We start from the raw sequence: 17,594 nt of genomic DNA, 5'->3' as shown, positions 1-17,594 counted from the left end.
CGAATGCAGGACGTTGAATCCTGCATTCGGTCATTTTTATTGGTGCGTTTTTTCCGTTGTTTTAAGAATCTAATGGACAAGATTCAACAACACAAACCGATAAAACGTACATATACGCTATGACTAAAAAATTACTGCTCGGGGCGGAGGCCATTGGACAGGGCGCAATCGACGGAGGAATGTCGGGCGTCTACGCCTATCCCGGGACTCCTTCCACCGAAATAACCGAATATGTTCAGGAGAATGCGGTAGCGAAGGAGCGGAATATTCACCGCGAATGGTCGGCTAACGAGAAGACGGCTATGGAAACGGCATTGGGCATGTCGTATGCCGGTAAACGCGCCATGGTCTGCATGAAACACGTGGGGCTGAATGTGGCTGCCGACGCATTTGTTAACTCGGCCATTACCGGCGTGAACGGCGGCTTGATTGTCACCGTTGCCGACGATCCTTCGATGCACTCGTCCCAGAACGAACAGGATTCCCGTTTTTACGGAAAATTCTCGATGCTTCCTATTCTGGAGCCATCCAATCAGCAGGAGGCATATGAAATGGCCCGTACCGGATTTGAATTATCCGAGAAGCTAGGCGTTCCTGTTTTGTTGCGCATTACCACTCGATTGGCGCATTCGCGTGCCGGCGTGGAAACCGTTGAACCGATGCAGGAAAATACAGGTTCATTGCCGAAAGATCCGAGACAATTTGTTTTGCTACCGGCTATTGCCCGCAAGCGTTACGCTGGTCTGCTGGAGAAACAGGATTCTTTCCGCGAAAGTGCAGAAAAGGCGTCGTTTAACCAGTATTTTGATGGCGAGGACAAAAGTCTGGGAATCATTTGCTGCGGCATCACCTATAATTACCTCAAGGAAAACTACCCCGAGGAATGTCCTTATCCGCATGTGAAACTAAGTCAGTATCCGTTGCCGGAAGATATGCTGAAGAAACTGGAAGAGCAGGTCGATGAAATTCTGGTGCTGGAAGAAGGTTACCCGTTGGTGGAAGAGATGCTGAGCGGATTCTTCTGTCGCGGACGCCGCATTTTAGGGCGTCTTGATGGAACACTTCCCCGTATGGGAGAGCTCAATCCTGATCATGTGGCGAATGCGTTGGGCATAAAAGTGAAAAAGGGAGAAAAAGCTCCGGAAGTTATTGCCAATAGACCTCCTGCATTGTGTAAAGGCTGTAGTCACCACGATACCTACAAAGCGTTGAACTTAGTGATGGAGCCATTTGGTGACGGCCATGTATTCTCCGATATCGGTTGTTACACACTGGGCGCATTGCCTCCTTATTCTTCTATCAACTCTTGTGTCGATATGGGCGCATCGATCACGATGGCGAAAGGTGCAGCCGATGCCGGGTTGTTCCCATCGGTGGCTGTGATTGGCGATTCGACTTTTACCCATTCGGGAATGACAGGTTTGCTGGATGCAGTAAACGAAAAAACGCCAATTACGGTCTTGATTTGCGATAACGAATCGGTTTCGATGACCGGAGGACAGGATTCGGCAGCATTGGGCAAAATTGAATCCATTTGCCTTGGGTTAGGTGTCGATCCGGATCACTTGCATACGATTGAAGCGCACCCCAAAAATCACGACAAGTTGGTAGAATTACTTGAACGGGAAGTGAATTACGAGGGCGTATCGGTGATAGTTCCGCGAAGGGAATGTATCCAGAAAGCAGCTCGTCGCATCCGCGCCGAAAAGATGAAGAGTGAACAGAACGCTTAGTCAAACCGAAAAAAACAAAAATTATGAAATGTGATATTGTATTGGCAGGCGTTGGCGGACAGGGCATTTTATCGATTGCTGCTGTGCTGGGAATGGCTGCCGTTGAAAATGATTTATATCTCAAACAGGCCGAAACGCATGGAATGAGTCAGCGTGGTGGTGCTGTTCAATCGTACCTTCGATTGTCGGATAATCTCATTTACTCGGATTTAATTCCGGCTGGAGAAGCTGATATTATTCTTTCGGTCGAGCCGATGGAATCACTTCGCTATCTGCCTTTCCTGTCGAAAAAAGGGTATGTGGTGACCAATACCACGCCTTTTGTGAATATTCCGGATTATCCGGAGCTTGACAAAGTGTTGGGCGAAGTAAAAAAACAACCGCATCACATTGCCATCGATGCGGACAAAGTAGCGAAAGAAGTGGGCAACTCACGCGCATCGAATATGGTGATGCTGGGAGCCGCTTCACCGTTTATCGATATTCCGTTCGGGCTGATTGAAGACGGAATTCGCAAAATTTTTATACGGAAAGGAGAGGAGATTGTCAACCTGAACCTCGAAGCGTTGAGGGCAGGAAGAAAGTTCGCGGAAGCTAACCGATAGTTATTTATCGCACCATAAAAAGAAAACGCCCTTCAAAAGAGGGCGTTTTTTATGTCGATAAGTTGCTTTTACTCTTTTGCTTTATCTGTTTCGGTGTTGGAATAAAACCGCTCCAGGATACTCATGTCGTTGGCTTCTTTCGACAGTGAAACGATGGTTTCCTGAGGCACGTCGAACAGATCGAGGATGATCAGCCCGTCCAGACAATTGTTGAATTTCGGATCGACATTGAAGCCGATGATTTTGGCGTTCAGCCCTAGGTATTTTTTCAGCAGTACCGGCAGTCCCTTGTTGTATTCATCGATGTCGCCAATGAATTTGTCCAGCGAGCGGATGTCGTCGGTCAGATTCTCGAGTGCTACATTCAGGTTTTCATCACGTGTGGTCACTTTGTGTCGGTTGCGCGGACGGATATGTTTGGCGCTTTTGTAATCGTAAAAATTGGCCATAATATACCGGATGATCAACTCTTTCGATTTGTCGGAATACGTGCTGCTGATACTCACCGGTCCCAGTAAATAGCGGTATTCCGGATTCCGCAAGAGAAAATAAAGAATGCCTTTCCACAGCAGGAACAAAGGCAGTGGTTTCCGTTGGTATTCCTTCACAATGAACGAACGTCCGAGTTCCAACGATTGATTCAATGTGTCTTTAAAACCTTTTTTCATCCGGAAAAGGCTCTGGGTGTAAAATCCCTGAACACCAAATTGGCGGATGATATCGGCACCTTTTCCAATCCGGTAGGCGCCCACGATTTTTTCCTCGTCCCTGTCCCAGATAAACATCTGGTTGTAGTACAGGTCAAATTCATCGAGGTCGGTGGCCCGGTTGGTTCCTTCGCCCACTTCCCGGAAGGTAATTTCGCGCAATCGTCCTATTTCATGCAGAATATTGGGCATCACCTCCGACGGCGCGCAGTAAATCGAATAATTTTTGATATCGAAAAGCAGGAAATCAGGATGAAGATTTCGAACCTCTTCCAGAATAGCCTCTTTTGATGCCGGTGCAATAATCTCTTCCGGTTTGGTTTTTCTTTTCAGCGAATAGTTGAAAAAGCGCTTCACTTCCAGTCCGGTATCGAGACAGTAGGTTTTTGAACGGAGGTAACGTCCGTATTGATGTATGTCGGTAAACGAATGTTGCTCTTTCACCGGAATGGGATTCCCAATGCGCACCTTGATGGTTTTCCCTTTTTTATTCAGCAACTCCGAAGCCAGTCTGGCTGTTCGAAGCGTTGGGTGAATGCGACCTAACCAGTGGAACATGCGGCTGTTGGTCCCGTGAAAAAATACAGGCACCACCGGCACGTCTGCTTTCCGGATGAATTTGATGGCCGGATACAACCATTCCCGATCAGCAATGAAATTGGCAGAGTTGTATTTGGTCGAAACTTCCCCGGCAGGGAAAATGCTGAGCACGCCTCCTTCATTAATGTGGTCGAAAGCAGCTTTCATCCCGCTGACACTCGACCCCGCTTCCGGCATATTCTCAAACGGATTGACTGCGAAAAAGTATTCTCCGATCGGTTTGACCTTTTTCAGCAAGAAATTGGCCAATACTTTCTGATCATCGCGTACCATCGACATTAGTTTGATGAGCAAAATGCCATCGATACCGCCAAACGGATGGTTCGAAACCGTTATAAATCCACCCGTTGCCGGAATGCGTTCCAGGTCCTGCGGATTAAATTCGAGACGGATGTCCAGATAATCAATTAAAGCATCAATGAATTCGATACCCGATTTATTTCCAATTTCTTCGTAGAGCGTATTCAACTCGTTGAAGCGCAGGAGGTGCATCAGGAATTTGGCAAAATATTCACCCCCAAGATATTGGATGAATGGGCTGGCTTTTACCAGGTCTTTAGAGCTAACGATTCCCATGGTTAATTTAACATGTGCTAGGTTGGGCTAAAGATAAAAAAAATGGAATCTGTATGATATGTTTTGGAGAGATGTAACCATTCTGTATGTAAAATGTAAAAATAAAGGCTTTTGAAAATGTAGATGCTGAAAAGTGTAACTTTGCCGCAAACAAAGCAAATTGACTCAGAATTTGAATAGAGCAGAAACATCCGGATGGTTGCCGACTTCGGCGAAAGAGATGAAGGCGCTGGGATGGGATGCAGCAGATGTGATCCTGTTTACCGGTGATGCGTATGTGGACCATCCGTCGTTTGGGGCGGCGGTTATCGGGCGCATCCTGGAAGCTGCCGGATTGCGGGTGGCCGTTGTGGCCCAACCCAACTGGACCGACGATTTACGTGACTTCAAAAAGCTGGGTGAACCTCGTTTATTTTTTGGCGTTACCGCCGGAAATATGGACTCGATGGTGAATCACTATACGGCCAATCGTCGCCGGCGCTCGAACGATGCCTACACGCCGGGAGGCAGAGCAGGCGCCCGTCCCGATTACGCGTCGGTGGTTTACACAAACATCCTCAAAAAAATATATCCCGACATTCCCGTTGTTTTGGGTGGTATCGAGGCTTCATTACGCCGTCTGACGCATTACGACTACTGGTCGGATAAGCTGAAACCGGGTATTCTGGAAGAAAGTGGTGCCGATTTGCTTTTTTATGGGATGGCTGAAAAATCCATTTCAGAGTTTGCGCGGTTGGTACAGCGAGGCGTTCCGGTAAATTCGTTGACCAATATTCCGCAAACAGCTTTTATGGTTTCTTCAGAAGAAAATTATGCAACAAAGGCCGATTGGGAAACGCTGGAAATCAATGCTCATGAAGAATGTCTGAAGGATAAAAAGAAGTTTGCGGCCAATTTCCGGTACATCGAAGAAGAATCCAACCGCTGGCAGGCAAAGAAACTGGTTCAGCAGGTTGGGAGTCGACAGATTGTGGTAAATCCACCTTGGCCGCCACTTTCCACTAAAGAAATTGACAAGGTTTATGAGTTGCCGTTTACGCGGATGCCTCACCCACGTTACAACGGAAAAGGAGCGATTCCTGCCTACGAGATGATTCGTCACTCGATTAATATTCATCGGGGGTGTTTTGGCGGCTGTGCATTTTGTACTATTTCGGCACATCAGGGGAAGTTTGTGGTTTCCCGTTCCGAAAAATCGGTGATGAAAGAGGTGGAAACCGTTGTGGATATGCCCGACTTCAAAGGCTACATTTCCGATGTGGGCGGTCCTTCGGCCAATATGTACCGCATGGCAGGAAGGGATTTGGAGCTTTGCCGCCAATGCAAACGTCCTTCCTGTATCTATCCGTCGGTTTGCAGGAACCTGGAAACTGATCATCGTCCGTTAACCGGTTTGTATCAGAAAGTAGCCGGTTTCCCTGGAGTGAAAAAAGCATTCATCGGTAGTGGTATTCGCTACGATTTGGCTTTTCATGAAACAGGTGATGCGGAAAAAGATGAAGGCAACCTGGAATATCTGCGTGAAGTCATCCGGCATCATGTTTCCGGCAGGCTAAAAGTGGCGCCGGAACACACTTCTGATGACGTGTTGAATGTAATGCGCAAGCCTTCATTTGAACTGTTTCGCCGCTTAACCACTTTCTTTCATTCGGTCAACCGGAAAGAGGGGCTGAAGCAGCAGTTGATTCCATATTTCATTTCCAGTCATCCCGGAAGTAAGTTAGAGGATATGGCGGAATTGGCGGCAGAAACCAAAGAGTTGGATTTCAAATTGGAGCAGGTACAGGATTTTACGCCTACGCCGATGACGGTGGCTACTGTGATATATTATTCCGGATACCATCCATACACCCTCGAGAAAGTGTTCGTTCCAAGAACCGAAAAAGAGAAACTGGCGCAACGCAAATTCTTCTTCTGGTACAAGAAAGAATACCGGAATTCGCTGAGGCAGGAATTACAGCAACTCAATCGTCGCGATTTGGAGAAACGGTTGTTTGATGCAGAGCAACAACCGGCCGGAAATAAGAGAAGTCAGTCAAAGAGAAAGAAGCCGAAACATCATAAGCGGCATTAGAATTCCTGAAAAAGCCGTCCTTGCCAGGTATTCCGTTCTTCGAGACGTTTTTCCACTTTGGCCACAAACTCGAAGTTTTTTAATCCCCAACGGGGGGCAATCAGCATGTCCGGCGGCGCTGAGCTGACAAAACGTTCGACAATGATTTCAGGATTCAGCCGCTCAAGGTAGTCAACCACCAGTTCCTTGTATTCATCGACAGAGAAAAGATGGAACATCTCGGGCGTGTCAGCATACTGTTTGGCCATCACCGTTCCTTTGTGAATTTGCAGCTGGTGCAATTTCAGATTTTCTACCGGTAACCGGGAAATAATTTCAGCCTGTTGCAGTAAATCGTCCCGGCTTTCACCCGGAAGTCCCAAAATCATGTGAGCGCAATTGTGAATTCCTCTTTTCGATGTTTCCTCTAATGCTCTGACGGACTCTTCCCAGACATGGCCCCGATTAATCGTTTTCAACGTGTCGTCCTGAACCGATTCGATACCCAGTTCTACCATCACGTAATGCTTTTCTGAAAGCGCTTGCAGGTAGTCGAGCACTTCATTGTCCAGACAATCAGGACGGGTGGCAATCACCAAACCAATGACGCCCGGGTAAGCCAACGCTTCCTCGTACAGTTTTCGGAGATCCTCAATTGGAGCGTAGGTGTTGGAGTAGGCTTGAAAATATGCCAGGAACTTGATGCTGTCATATCTCTTGCGAAAGAACTCCACGCCTTTTTCCAACTGACTGGAAACGCTGTTCTCGAGGTTACAATAAGTAGGCTTGAAGGTTTTGTTGTTGCAGTAGGTGCAACCTCCGGTTCCGCGGTTGCCGTCACGGTTGGGGCAGGTAAATCCCGCATCGATTGAGATTTTCTGAACCCTTTCATTAAATTTGCGCCTGAAAAAGGTAGGAAAATCGTTGTATCTCCGTTGGTGTCCCCAGGGAAAAATCCCGTTTATTTGTGCATCAGCCCTCATGGCCGCAAAGATAGCGGTTATTTAGTTTTAGAACCGTTCTAAAATTATGTCTAACGGTTGATTTCTTCTTGATAACTTAAGGTTTCGGAGAGGTTTATTCGTTTTTATTTTTTAAACCTTTTTCTATCTTTAGCGACTAAAGTAACTGGTTGATTATGTTTACAGAAAAGGATATTCAGCAAATTAGCAATCGCGGTAGCCAGCTACCCGAAGTAGAACATCAAATTGAGAATTTTAAAAAAGGATTTCCCTTCATGAATGTTCTCCGTCCAGCCACTGTAAACGACGGAATTATAAAGCTCGACGAAGGCCGGATTGAAAGGTACATCGGCATTTTCGAGCACGAGGTCAACCGGGGAATCGCCATCGAAAAGTTTGTGCCGGCTTCGGGTGCAGCCAGTCGCATGTTTCAAAAGCTTTTTGCTTTTCAGGATGCAGCTCAATCGCAGGAGCAGGCTGTTTCGCTGTTAAAAAAGGGAGCACATGCCGATGTCAAAGCTTTCTTTGATAACCTCCCGAAGTTCGCTTTTTACCATCAGTTGCCCGATGAATTGAAAAAAGCGGATAGTGACGGACACTTACCCTACCGGGAAATTCTGGAATTTGTATTGACTGTGAAAGGGTTGAATTACGGCTTTCTTCCGAAAGGATTGCTGCAATTTCATCAGTATGGCGAGAAATCCAGAACGCCGGTTGAGGAGCACATGGTTGAAGGTGCATTGTATGGAAAAGATTCGGGAAGGCAAGTGAGCTTGCATTTCACGGTATCACCGGAGCACCTTTCTTACTTTGAAGAGAAAACCGATGAAGCGGCGAAGAAATATGAGCACCAGTACGGCGCACATTACCAGGTTGGTTTTTCTGAACAAAAACCATCAACCGATACTATCGCGGTAACGCCCGAAAACGAACCTTTCCGCCAGAAAGACGGTTCATTGCTGTTCAGGCCGGGAGGACACGGAGCATTGCTCGAAAACCTGAACGATATTGACAGCGACATCATCTTTATTAAAAATATTGATAATGTCGTGCCTGACAGACTAAAAGAGCCGACCGTACGTTATAAAAAAGCGTTGGCAGGTGTGTTACTGTATTACCGGCAAAGGGTTTTTAATTACCTTCGCGAGCTGGAAAAAAATTCAGCGGCAGTGCCGGACAAACTCATCGCAGAGATTTCGGATTTTCTGACGAATGAACTTTGCGTTGAGGCCGTGGAAAGCCAGTACTATACTGAAAAGGAAGATTTGATTCCTTATCTGCGAAATAAACTGAACCGCCCCATCAGGGTTTGCGGTATGGTGAAAAACGAAGGTGAGCCGGGCGGCGGTCCGTTTTGGGCACGCAACGCAGACAATACCATTTCGTTGCAGATTGTCGAGGGAAGTCAGATTGACAATGAAAATGAGGAACAAACAAAAATAGTCGGGCAATCGACACATTTTAATCCGGTTGATTTGGTGTGTGGGGTTCGCGACAGCAAAGGCGAAAAATTTGACTTGTTGAAGTACCGCGATCCGAATACCGGGTTTATTTCTCATAAATCGAAAGAAGGAAAGCCGCTGAAGGCGCAGGAGCTGCCAGGACTTTGGAACGGAGCCATGGCCGACTGGATTACTCTCTTTGTAGAAGTTCCGGTCATCACCTTCAATCCGGTGAAAACCGTCAACGATTTATTGAGAGAAGAACACCAGGACTCCTAAGGATGGGATGATTTTGCGTTGGGTATTTTTAACAGATACGCAGACAGGTAAATTTTATGGAACAAGGAGCTAAGGACGACTACGAAAGCAACGAAATTGCTTTACTAATTGAACGTTATCAGAAGATGCAGCACGAGGAGCGTGTTGAGTTTTTTGATGTAGCAGAGTTTGAATACATCATCGACTATTATTCCGACAGGGGACATCATTCTCATGCGGTAAAGGCGGTGAGGAGCGGATTGCGGCAGCACCCCCAGGCGATTTCGCTGAAAGTGCGGCAGGCTCGTATTCTGCTTACGCAGGGAAAAGTGGACGAGGCGAGAGAAATGCTCGAAATGGTAGCTGGAATCGAATCTTCGAATCCGGAGATTTTGCTGATGCTCGGTTCTTGTTACAACTTTTTGGGTGAGAGCCGAAAAGCCACTTATTACTTCGAAGAGGCGGAGCGGTTTGCTTACGAAGAAAAAGATGAAGTCCTTTACAGCATTGGGGTAGCATTTATCCAGAACAGCGAATATAATCGCGCTATTCCGTTTTTTGAAAGAGCTTACCAGGAAAATCCGGAAAACGAGAACGTGATTTACGATTTGGCTTTTAGCTACGACAAGGTAGGTGAGAGCTATAAGTGTATTCATTATTACAACAAATACCTTGATTTGGATCCGTTCTCTGAGTTTGTCTGGTACAACCTTGGAATTGCTTACAACCGGGTGAATGATTTCAACAATGCAGTGGAAGCATACGATTTCGCGCTGGCACTCGATGATAATTATGCCTCGGCACTGTTTAACCGGGCGAATTCGCTTGCCAATGCCGAGAGGTTCGACGAAGCCATTGCCGGTTACGAAGAGTACCTGAAAATCGATGGCGAGTCCGACGAAACCTACTGTTACATTGCTGAATGCTATTTTCATCAGAGGAAGTTCAAAGAGGCATTCGATTACTATAAGAAAGCGTTGCAGTTAAATGCCTACAATGCCGACGCCTGGTACGGCGCTTCAGTGGTATTGCTGGTTGAGGATAAAGTGCCGGAGAGTCTGGTATTCCTGAAAAAGGCCATCAAGCTGGAAGAGGATAATGCCGATTTTTGGCTAACCTTCGGCAAGGTTAACTCCACGTTGAATGATTACGAAGAGGCTGAGCAGGCTTTCCAGAAAGCGCTTCAGTTAGACGCGAACAATCCTGAGAGCTGGCTTTCGTTTGCTGACTTCTATTACGAGTACGATCAACTGGCTATGGCCATCGACACCCTGATGAAAGCCAAAAAGCAACATGTAGTGAGTGCCACACTGAATTACCGGTTGACAGCCTATTTGCTCGAGAATGGTGACGAACATCTGGCTATGCACTATCTGGAACAAGCACTGAGCGAAGACTTTAGCCAGTACCACGATTTATTCGACTTTTGTCCGAAAGCTGTGGAAAGTGAGCCTGTCAACCGATTGATTGATAAGTATAAGACGATTAATCATTATCATTAACAATGATTAACTTTTAAAATACTGACAGAATCCGGCCGGAAGCGATTTCGGCCGTTTTTTTGTCTATTTTAGCCAACCGGAAGTCTGAAAATATTAACATAAACGATGAAAAAATATTTAAACCTGTTCACGAAAGGTTTGGCCATGGGGGCCGCGAATGTCATTCCCGGCGTTTCGGGAGGAACAGTGGCTCTGATAACGGGCATTTTTGAAAAGTTGATTGATAGCATTAAATCCTTCAATTTAACAGCGCTTAAACTCTTGCTGAGCGGTAAATTCCGTCAGTTGGCAAAGCATATCAATCTCGACTTTTTGCTGGCTGTTTTTGCCGGAGTTGCCATCAGCATCTTGACACTGGCCCGGTTGTTCGATTTTCTGTTCAAAAGTTACCCGATTTACATTTGGTCGTTTTTCTTCGGCTTGATTCTGGCTTCGGTCTATTTTATTGGGAAGACGGTCGAAAAGTGGCGTCTGTCGGTCGTCATCAGCCTGATTGTGGGAACAGCATTTGCCTTCTCCGTTTCGGTTTTGAGCCCGGCTTCTGAAAATTCATCGCTGCTCTACCTTTTCATTTGTGGTATCGTGGCGGCTTGTAGCATGATTCTTCCCGGATTGTCCGGCTCGTTCGTGCTCATTTTGTTGGGTAACTACCAACTGGTGATGATCGACTCCATTAACGAACTCAACCTGATGGTATTGTTGCCGGTTGTAGTCGGAGCAGTCGTTGGCCTGGTCGCGTTTTCGCATGTCTTATCGTGGGTTTTCAAAAAATTCAAAGATCAAACCATCGCGTTGCTTACCGGTTTCATTTTAGGGTCCATGGGAATTTTGTGGCCCTGGAAACATCCGGTGTATAAGCTGGATGCTTTGGGAAATATCTTGTTAAAGAAAAGTGGCGAGAAAGTGGTTTCCGGTTACGACTGGTACATTCCCGAATCATGGTCAACGGCAGTGATTGTAGCCGTACTGCTAATGGTTGCCGGAATCTTTACCATATACTTGTTGGAGAAATCTGCTCAAACTGTTGAGGAATCATGAAACAAACATTCGGCCTCATTGGATATCCGCTGACGCATTCCTTCTCGAAGAAATTCTTTACCGAAAAGTTTTCCCGGGAGGGGATTGACTCGATCTACGAAAACTTCGAAATCGACAACATCGATAAGTTGCCGGCTGTCATTCGTGAAAATCCAATGTTAATAGGCTTGAATGTGACCATTCCATATAAGCAGGATGTTTTCACTTATCTCGATGAAGTAGATGAGGCAGCACAGGAGATAGGTGCTGTTAATACCATCCGGATTGAAAGGGAAGGAGCAACTTATCGCTTGCGCGGATTTAATACCGACGTCATCGGTTTCGGCGATTCCATTCAACCCTTGTTGAAGGCGCATCATAAAAAGGCGCTGGTTTTAGGAACCGGCGGCGCTTCCAAAGCGGTTGTCTGGGCGTTAGAAAGGTTGGGTTTATCAACGGTGTTGGTTTCCCGTTTACCGAAAGGTGAGGGACAAATTAGCTACGGCGATTTGGACGAGAGTCTGCTGTCTGATTATACGGTCATCGTTAATACGACACCGCTGGGAACATACCCAAAAACAGACGGTTTTCCGGACATACCTTACCAATTTATCACCGAAAAGCACCTGTTATACGATTTGGTTTACAATCCGGAAAAGACTCGTTTCCTGGAAAAGGGAGAAAAGCAGGGAGCAACGATCAAAAATGGTCTGGACATGCTGCATGGACAGGCGTTGGCAGCCTGGGAAATCTGGAATCGCGATTAACCGGGATTTCTGATAAGGCCCTGCGAAATTTCTTCCGGGTAACCGATATCAACAAGGAATAAGCCACGGGCGGCAGCACTGGAACCAGCTACCCGCCGGTCCTTCGCTTCAATAATTCGGCCAATTTCCTCCGGCTCCATTTTTCCCATACCAATATCGAGCATGGTTCCTACCACGGCACGAACCATATTCCGCAGAAAACGGTCAGCTTTAATCGTCAGGATATACCGATCGGGTTCTTCAGTCCAATAAGCTTCCATCATTTTACAAATGCCGGTTTTTGCATCCGCTCCGGTACGACTGAAACTGGTGAAGTCAGAATAGTTGAAAAGCAGTTGGGCTGCCTCATTCATCTTTTCCGTATCCAGCAATCGGTAATGGTGGTAGGCAAAAGCCCGGCTGAACGGATCCTTTTGTTTGGTAATGAAATACTGATATGTACGGTAGGTCGCATCAAAACGGGCATGCGCTTTGTCGTGCACTTTGTAAATATTCTGCACTGAAATATCTGGCGGAAGGAACCGGTTCAACCGGAAAGTGAAATGCTGGTCGTCCAGGTTTTCTGATTCGGCATCGAAGTGAGCCACAAAAAAGCTGGCATGTACGCCGGTATCGGTGCGTCCGGCGCCTGTTACGTGAATTTCCTCGCGGGATATGGTTGAGATTGATTTTTCCAGAACTTCCTGCACACTGATAGAGCCGGGCTGGATTTGCCAGCCATGATAGTTTGCTCCATCGTATGCGAGTTGAATAAAATATCGTTGCATCAGGAATTGTTTACCTTCGGATTTAAGCGGGTATCCACAATGGATTGTATGCGGATTTCCCGGTCGTCAAAGGTAAAAAAAACTGACGTTGTTCGTCCCGGACGGGCAACGTGATAATCACCGGAAGTCGTCGTTGGAAAGCTTTCCGGATTTTGGACCAGCTTTTCCAGGAGCCAGTCGATTTTTCGCTCAAGGTTGGTACCGACCCGCGGCGACCATTCTCCTGACAAAAATTTCCGGAGTTGACTGAACTCATTTTCAGCTTTGGGGGTTAATATGACTTTACGTTGGGTCATAGTAAAAAATATTTTTCCAGCATCTTAAATTAAAGTATTTTAGGAAGCTTTCAAAGCTTTTAGGGTTAACGATTTTTAACAAAATGTTATTGGCTAATCATCGGTAAACCATTAATTTCGTAAGCATTCAAAAAAAGAAATTTTCAATTAAAAAAATAACCTTTCGGAAGTATGTAACGAACATGGTGTAATTATTGTTAGCATTGACGGGAATAATTGTAACAACATGTTAGTTCTATTCGACAATTAAAAACAAATCATATTCGGATGAATCAGTCAGTAGATATTAAAGAACTCAATGAGAGGATTCAACAGGAGAGCTCATTTGTCGACATGATTACCATGGAGATGAATAAAGTGATTGTAGGACAAAAGCATTTGGTAGACAGCTTGCTGATCGGATTGTTATCCGATGGACACATTCTGCTGGAAGGTGTTCCCGGTTTGGCAAAAACGTTGGCGATTAACACGCTTTCGCATATTGTGGCTGCTAAATTTGCCCGCATCCAGTTTACGCCCGACCTGTTGCCGGCCGACTTGCTGGGTACCATGATATACAGCCAGAAGAACGAGGAGTTCATGGTGAAGAAAGGCCCGATTTTTACCAATTTTGTTTTGGCCGATGAGATCAACCGGGCACCTGCCAAAGTGCAGTCGGCGTTGTTGGAAGCCATGCAGGAGCGCCAGATTACCATTGGCGATCACACCTACAAATTGGAGCAGCCCTTTCTGGTAATGGCAACCCAAAACCCGATTGAGCAGGAAGGAACATATCCGCTTCCCGAAGCACAGGTCGACCGTTTTATGCTGAAAGTGGTGTTGGATTATCCGAAGAAAGATGAAGAACGGATGGTCATTCAGCAAAACCTGCTGAAGAAGTTCCCGGAAGCATCGCCGATTCTGAAGCCGGAAGACATTATCCGCGCACGCGACATCGTGAAAGATGTGTACATCGACGAAAAGATTCAGAAGTACATTGTCGATATTGTCTACTCAACCCGTCAGCCAGCCGAGCACGGATTGCCGAAATACGCCGAGATGATTACCTACGGAGCGTCGCCGCGTGCATCAATTAGCCTGGCACAGGCAGCCAAATCATACGCGTTCATCAAGCGCCGTGGTTATGTGATTCCGGAAGATATCCGTGCCGTGAGTCACGATGTACTGCGTCACCGTATCGGTCTCAGTTACGAAGCGGAAGCCAATAACCTGACCAGTGAAGAAATCATCTCCGAAATTCTCAATACCGTTGAGGTACCGTAGTGACGGTTTCCCGGAAACGGGGAGAGAGAATTGAATGGAATGAAATAGGAACAAACAAGTTATTGTGCTGTGGAAACATCGGACCTGTTAAAGAAAGTTCGGAAAATTGAGATAAAGACACGGGGATTGTCCCGCAATATTTTTGCCGGGGAGTATCACAGTGCTTTCAAAGGCCGCGGTATGGCCTTCAGCGAAGTGCGTGAATACCAGTTTGGCGACGATGTGCGGAACATCGACTGGAACGTAACGGCCCGGTACAACAAGCCTTTTATTAAGGTTTTTGAAGAAGAGCGGGAGCTGACCGTGATGTTGATGATTGATGTAAGTGGTTCGCGTGAATTCGGTACAGCCGAAAAGCTGAAGAAGAATGTGATTACCGAAATCGGTGCGATTCTTTCGTTCTCGGCTATTTCCAACAACGATAAGATTGGGGTGATTTTCTTTTCCGATAAAATCGAGAAGTTCATTCCACCGAAAAAAGGCCGGACACATACGTTGCGCATCATCCGGGAGCTCATTGAATTTCAGCCGGAATCGAAAGAAACCGACATTGCTCAGGCGATGCAGTATCTCACCAACGTAATGAAACGCCGGGTAACGACCTTCGTTATTTCCGATTTCATGGATGATAATCCGGAGTTGGAAAAAGCACTTCGCATAGCCAACAGCAAACACGATGTAGTGGGACTGCAGATTTACGATGAACGGGAAACCGAATTGCCCGCTATTGGCATGGTGAAATTCAAAGATGCCGAATCGGGTGAATACCTGTGGGTTGATTCATCGAGTCGGAAAGTGCGGGAAGCTTATCAGAAATGGTGGAACGACTACCGCACGAAGCTCGACATCATGATGAAGCGTTCAGGTGTCGACTATGTCGGAATTAACACCCGTGATGACTATGTGAAATCGCTTGTTTCACTGTTTAAGAAAAGAGAACAATAATCAATGAACGTTACACGAACGATGAAACATATAACCTTCGTCTTGGCCCTGTTGCTGATAGTAGCATCGGGTGCGCAGGCGCAGGAAATAAAGGCACGTGCCACGCTCGACCGTGATACGATTCTGCTGGGCGACCAGATTCACCTGAACCTGGAGCTGGAACAGAATATCGGTCCGAAGATTCAGTTTCCACAAATACCCGACAGCATAGGGAAGTCCATCGAAGTGCTGCAACGCACCCCGATTGATACTATCAAGATGGAAGGCCGTCGGATTATGCTGCGGCAGGACTTTTTGATTACTGCATTCGACAGCGGACCGCATCCAATTCCACCGGTTTGGTTCAAACTGAAGTACGACCAGCTGACTGATTCGGTTCATACCAATAGCCTGAGTCTGTTTGTACAGGTTCCGAAAGTGGATTTGAAAAAGGGCCCGGCCGACATCAAGAAGCCTTTCGATGCTCCGGTAACGCTGAAAGAAATTGCCCCGTGGTTGTTTGGTGGAATACTCATTTTAGCCATCATCTTCCTGTTGATTTATGCGATTCGCCGAAGGAAGAAGAAGCTACCGTTGTTCCAAAAACCGCCGAAGCCGAAAGAGCCGCCTTATCGTGTTGCTTTGCGCAAACTGGACGAAATCAAAGAACAGAAACTCTGGCAGCATGACCATGTAAAAGAATACTACAGCCGCATTACCGATACCTTACGGGAATACCTGGAAGGACGTTTCGACGTGACGGCCATGGAGAAAACAACCGACGAAATTATGGTCGCGCTGAAGTACGATACCGTGAAGCTGGATGAAAAATCGTACAAGCAGCTGAAGGAAATTCTGGAACTGGCGGATTTGGTGAAGTTTGCCAAATTCATTCCGGTGGAAGATGATAACCAGATGACACTGGCCAATGCCTATTTCTTCGTCAACCAAACGAAAATAGAAGAGAAATCGCCCGAGGAAGAGGAAGAAGAAAACGATGAAGACAACGGCGATGAGGAGATTACCATTGATTTGTCGGATAAAAAGGGAAGAAGAAAATCATGAGTCAGATAACATACGCACATCCTGCATTCTTTTATCTTTTTCTGCTGTTCATACCGATGATTGTCTGGTATGTCTGGCAGCAGAAGAAATCGCGGGCAAGTATTCAATTATCGACACTGAAAGGTTTTGAGGGGGCACCCCGTACATGGAAGCATTATCTGCGTCATCTGCTTTTTGTATTGAAGTTAGGTGTGTTATCCTTGCTGATTATGGCACTGGCCCGCCCGCAGTCGACTTCCAGCTGGGAGAATGCCACAACCGAAGGAATCGATATTGTTATGGCGCTCGATATTTCCAGTTCGATGCTGGCACGTGACTTTCAGCCCGACCGGTTGGATGCTGCCAAAAATATCGCCATTCAGTTTATTTCCGGCCGACCTTACGACCGGATTGGCCTGGTGGTTTTTGCAGGCGAGAGTTTTACGCAGTGTCCGTTGACAACCGATCACGCAGTATTGATTAACCTGTTCAAGGATATTCATACCGGGATGATTGAGGATGGAACAGCGATTGGTGAAGGTCTGGCTACGGCTGTGGCCCGCCTGAAGGACAGCAAAGCCAAAAGCAAAGTGGTAATTCTGTTGACCGATGGTGAGAATAACCGCGGCGAAATTGCGCCGGTTACCGCAGCCGAAATTGCCAAAACGTTTGGAGTTCGTGTTTACACTATCGGGATCGGCTCGATTGGCACGGCACCTTATCCGGTGCAGACTCCCTTCGGCACGCAGATGAGGCAAATGCAGGTGAAGATTGATGAACCAATGTTGAAACAAATCGCGTCGATTACCGGAGGGGAATATTTCCGGGCCACCGATAATGCCAAGCTGAAAGAAATTTACAAAGAGATTGATAAGCTGGAAAAATCGAAAATCGATGTGAAGCAGTTCAGCAGGAAGACGGAAGAATTCGAACGTTTTGCTCTTCCGGCCCTGTTACTGACGCTGTTGCTGGTGTTCCTGAAGAACACGATTTTCAGAAATATTCCGTAAGAAAGAAGCTTGAGAGAAAGAGGGCCTGGCCCGGTGGTGTTGAAGAATTTTAGTCAAGAAATTAAAAG

15 protein-coding genes are annotated in these 17,594 nt (G+C 46.5%); 11 read left to right on the top strand and 4 right to left on the bottom strand.

Annotation, left to right across the window (positions count from 1 at the left end; all coding sequences use genetic code 11):
• Positions 1-119 precede the first annotated feature (119 nt).
• The gene (locus AC060N_RS14470; protein WP_479524440.1) at positions 120-1,733 is read left to right on the top strand and encodes a thiamine pyrophosphate-dependent enzyme; all 1,614 of its coding nucleotides are present in this window, start codon (positions 120-122) and stop codon (positions 1,731-1,733) included.
• Between the two features lie 23 nt (positions 1,734-1,756).
• On the top strand, positions 1,757-2,338 hold the full coding sequence (locus AC060N_RS14465; RefSeq protein WP_479524439.1) for an indolepyruvate oxidoreductase subunit beta: 582 nt from the start codon (positions 1,757-1,759) through the stop codon (positions 2,336-2,338).
• Positions 2,339-2,406: 68 nt separating this feature from the next.
• On the opposite strand, the gene AC060N_RS14460 is transcribed toward AC060N_RS14465, so the two are convergent.
• The gene (locus tag AC060N_RS14460; RefSeq protein WP_479524438.1) at positions 2,407-4,221 is read right to left on the bottom strand and encodes a lysophospholipid acyltransferase family protein; all 1,815 of its coding nucleotides are present in this window, start codon (positions 4,219-4,221) and stop codon (positions 2,407-2,409) included.
• A 172-nt stretch (positions 4,222-4,393) separates the two neighbouring features.
• Between AC060N_RS14460 and AC060N_RS14455 the strand changes: the two genes are divergently transcribed.
• A complete protein-coding gene (locus AC060N_RS14455) occupies positions 4,394-6,295 on the top strand; it encodes a YgiQ family radical SAM protein (protein WP_479524437.1) in 1,902 nt (633 codons plus the stop codon).
• Here the strand turns inward: AC060N_RS14455 and mnmL are convergent.
• Positions 6,292-7,257 carry a tRNA modification radical SAM protein MnmL/YtqA gene (gene mnmL, locus AC060N_RS14450; RefSeq protein ID WP_479524436.1) on the bottom strand — a complete coding sequence of 322 codons (966 nt, stop codon included), beginning with the start codon at positions 7,255-7,257 and terminating at the stop codon, positions 6,292-6,294. The two genes, AC060N_RS14455 and mnmL, sit on opposite strands and share 4 nt — an antisense overlap.
• 155 nt (positions 7,258-7,412) lie before the next feature.
• On the opposite strand from mnmL, the gene AC060N_RS14445 reads away from it, so the two are divergent.
• The 4 genes from AC060N_RS14445 (at position 7,413) to AC060N_RS14430 (ending at position 12,222) form a co-directional block, all read left to right on the top strand.
• Positions 7,413-8,957, top strand: coding sequence for a DUF4301 family protein (locus AC060N_RS14445; protein ID WP_479524435.1), 1,545 nt, complete (start codon positions 7,413-7,415; stop codon positions 8,955-8,957).
• 56 nt (positions 8,958-9,013) lie between these two features.
• Entirely contained in the window at positions 9,014-10,438 is a 1,425-nt protein-coding gene (locus tag AC060N_RS14440) for a tetratricopeptide repeat protein (RefSeq protein WP_479524434.1), read from the top strand.
• Between the two features lie 105 nt (positions 10,439-10,543).
• Positions 10,544-11,476, top strand: a complete 933-nt coding sequence (locus AC060N_RS14435) for a DUF368 domain-containing protein (protein WP_153639873.1) — start codon at positions 10,544-10,546, stop codon at positions 11,474-11,476.
• Positions 11,473-12,222 (top strand): shikimate dehydrogenase family protein, encoded by a 750-nt coding sequence (locus tag AC060N_RS14430; RefSeq protein ID WP_479524433.1) that lies wholly within the window; start codon positions 11,473-11,475, stop codon positions 12,220-12,222. Before AC060N_RS14435 ends, AC060N_RS14430 begins: the two co-directional genes overlap by 4 nt.
• Here the strand turns inward: AC060N_RS14430 and truA are convergent.
• On the bottom strand, positions 12,219-12,989 hold the full coding sequence (truA, locus tag AC060N_RS14425) for a tRNA pseudouridine(38-40) synthase TruA (protein WP_106541673.1): 771 nt from the start codon (positions 12,987-12,989) through the stop codon (positions 12,219-12,221). The two genes, AC060N_RS14430 and truA, sit on opposite strands and share 4 nt — an antisense overlap.
• Positions 12,989-13,285 (bottom strand): type II toxin-antitoxin system RelE/ParE family toxin, encoded by a 297-nt coding sequence (locus AC060N_RS14420; RefSeq protein WP_479524432.1) that lies wholly within the window; start codon positions 13,283-13,285, stop codon positions 12,989-12,991. Before AC060N_RS14420 ends, truA begins: the two co-directional genes overlap by 1 nt.
• Positions 13,286-13,552: 267 nt before the next feature.
• On the opposite strand from AC060N_RS14420, the gene AC060N_RS14415 reads away from it, so the two are divergent.
• The 4 genes from AC060N_RS14415 (at position 13,553) to AC060N_RS14400 (ending at position 17,526) form a co-directional block, all read left to right on the top strand.
• Complete coding sequence (locus AC060N_RS14415) at positions 13,553-14,548, top strand: AAA family ATPase (protein WP_479524431.1); 996 nt, start codon at positions 13,553-13,555, stop codon at positions 14,546-14,548.
• A gap of 69 nt (positions 14,549-14,617) precedes the next feature.
• Entirely contained in the window at positions 14,618-15,493 is an 876-nt protein-coding gene (locus AC060N_RS14410; RefSeq protein WP_479524430.1) for a DUF58 domain-containing protein, read from the top strand.
• Positions 15,494-15,514: 21 nt separating this feature from the next.
• A complete protein-coding gene (locus AC060N_RS14405) occupies positions 15,515-16,537 on the top strand; it encodes a hypothetical protein (RefSeq protein WP_479524429.1) in 1,023 nt (340 codons plus the stop codon).
• Complete coding sequence (locus tag AC060N_RS14400) at positions 16,534-17,526, top strand: vWA domain-containing protein (RefSeq protein WP_211297779.1); 993 nt, start codon at positions 16,534-16,536, stop codon at positions 17,524-17,526. The genes AC060N_RS14405 and AC060N_RS14400 overlap by 4 nt, the downstream gene beginning before the upstream one ends.
• Positions 17,527-17,594: the final 68 nt, after the last annotated feature.

This window comes from Prolixibacter sp. DSM 2831, from assembly GCF_056493735.1.
Note: the sequence above shows the minus strand (reverse complement) of the source record. Positions and strands in the feature narration are given on the sequence as shown.

Excerpts from the sequence above, each read along its gene's own strand:
- AC060N_RS14430 (WP_479524433.1), top strand. The coding sequence starts at position 11,473 with ATGAAACAAACATTCGGCCTCATTGGATATCCGCTGACGCATTCCTTC.
- AC060N_RS14465 (WP_479524439.1), top strand. The coding sequence starts at position 1,757 with ATGAAATGTGATATTGTATTGGCAGGCGTTGGCGGACAGGGCATTTTA.
- AC060N_RS14400 (WP_211297779.1), top strand. The coding sequence starts at position 16,534 with ATGAGTCAGATAACATACGCACATCCTGCATTCTTTTATCTTTTTCTG.
- AC060N_RS14460 (WP_479524438.1), bottom strand. The coding sequence starts at position 4,221 with ATGGGAATCGTTAGCTCTAAAGACCTGGTAAAAGCCAGCCCATTCATC.
- AC060N_RS14405 (WP_479524429.1), top strand. The coding sequence starts at position 15,515 with ATGAAACATATAACCTTCGTCTTGGCCCTGTTGCTGATAGTAGCATCG.
- mnmL (WP_479524436.1), bottom strand. The coding sequence starts at position 7,257 with ATGAGGGCTGATGCACAAATAAACGGGATTTTTCCCTGGGGACACCAA.
- truA (WP_106541673.1), bottom strand. The coding sequence starts at position 12,989 with ATGCAACGATATTTTATTCAACTCGCATACGATGGAGCAAACTATCAT.
- AC060N_RS14420 (WP_479524432.1), bottom strand. The coding sequence starts at position 13,285 with ATGACCCAACGTAAAGTCATATTAACCCCCAAAGCTGAAAATGAGTTC.
- AC060N_RS14435 (WP_153639873.1), top strand. The coding sequence starts at position 10,544 with ATGAAAAAATATTTAAACCTGTTCACGAAAGGTTTGGCCATGGGGGCC.
- AC060N_RS14470 (WP_479524440.1), top strand. The coding sequence starts at position 120 with ATGACTAAAAAATTACTGCTCGGGGCGGAGGCCATTGGACAGGGCGCA.
- AC060N_RS14415 (WP_479524431.1), top strand. The coding sequence starts at position 13,553 with ATGAATCAGTCAGTAGATATTAAAGAACTCAATGAGAGGATTCAACAG.
- AC060N_RS14445 (WP_479524435.1), top strand. The coding sequence starts at position 7,413 with ATGTTTACAGAAAAGGATATTCAGCAAATTAGCAATCGCGGTAGCCAG.
- AC060N_RS14440 (WP_479524434.1), top strand. The coding sequence starts at position 9,014 with ATGGAACAAGGAGCTAAGGACGACTACGAAAGCAACGAAATTGCTTTA.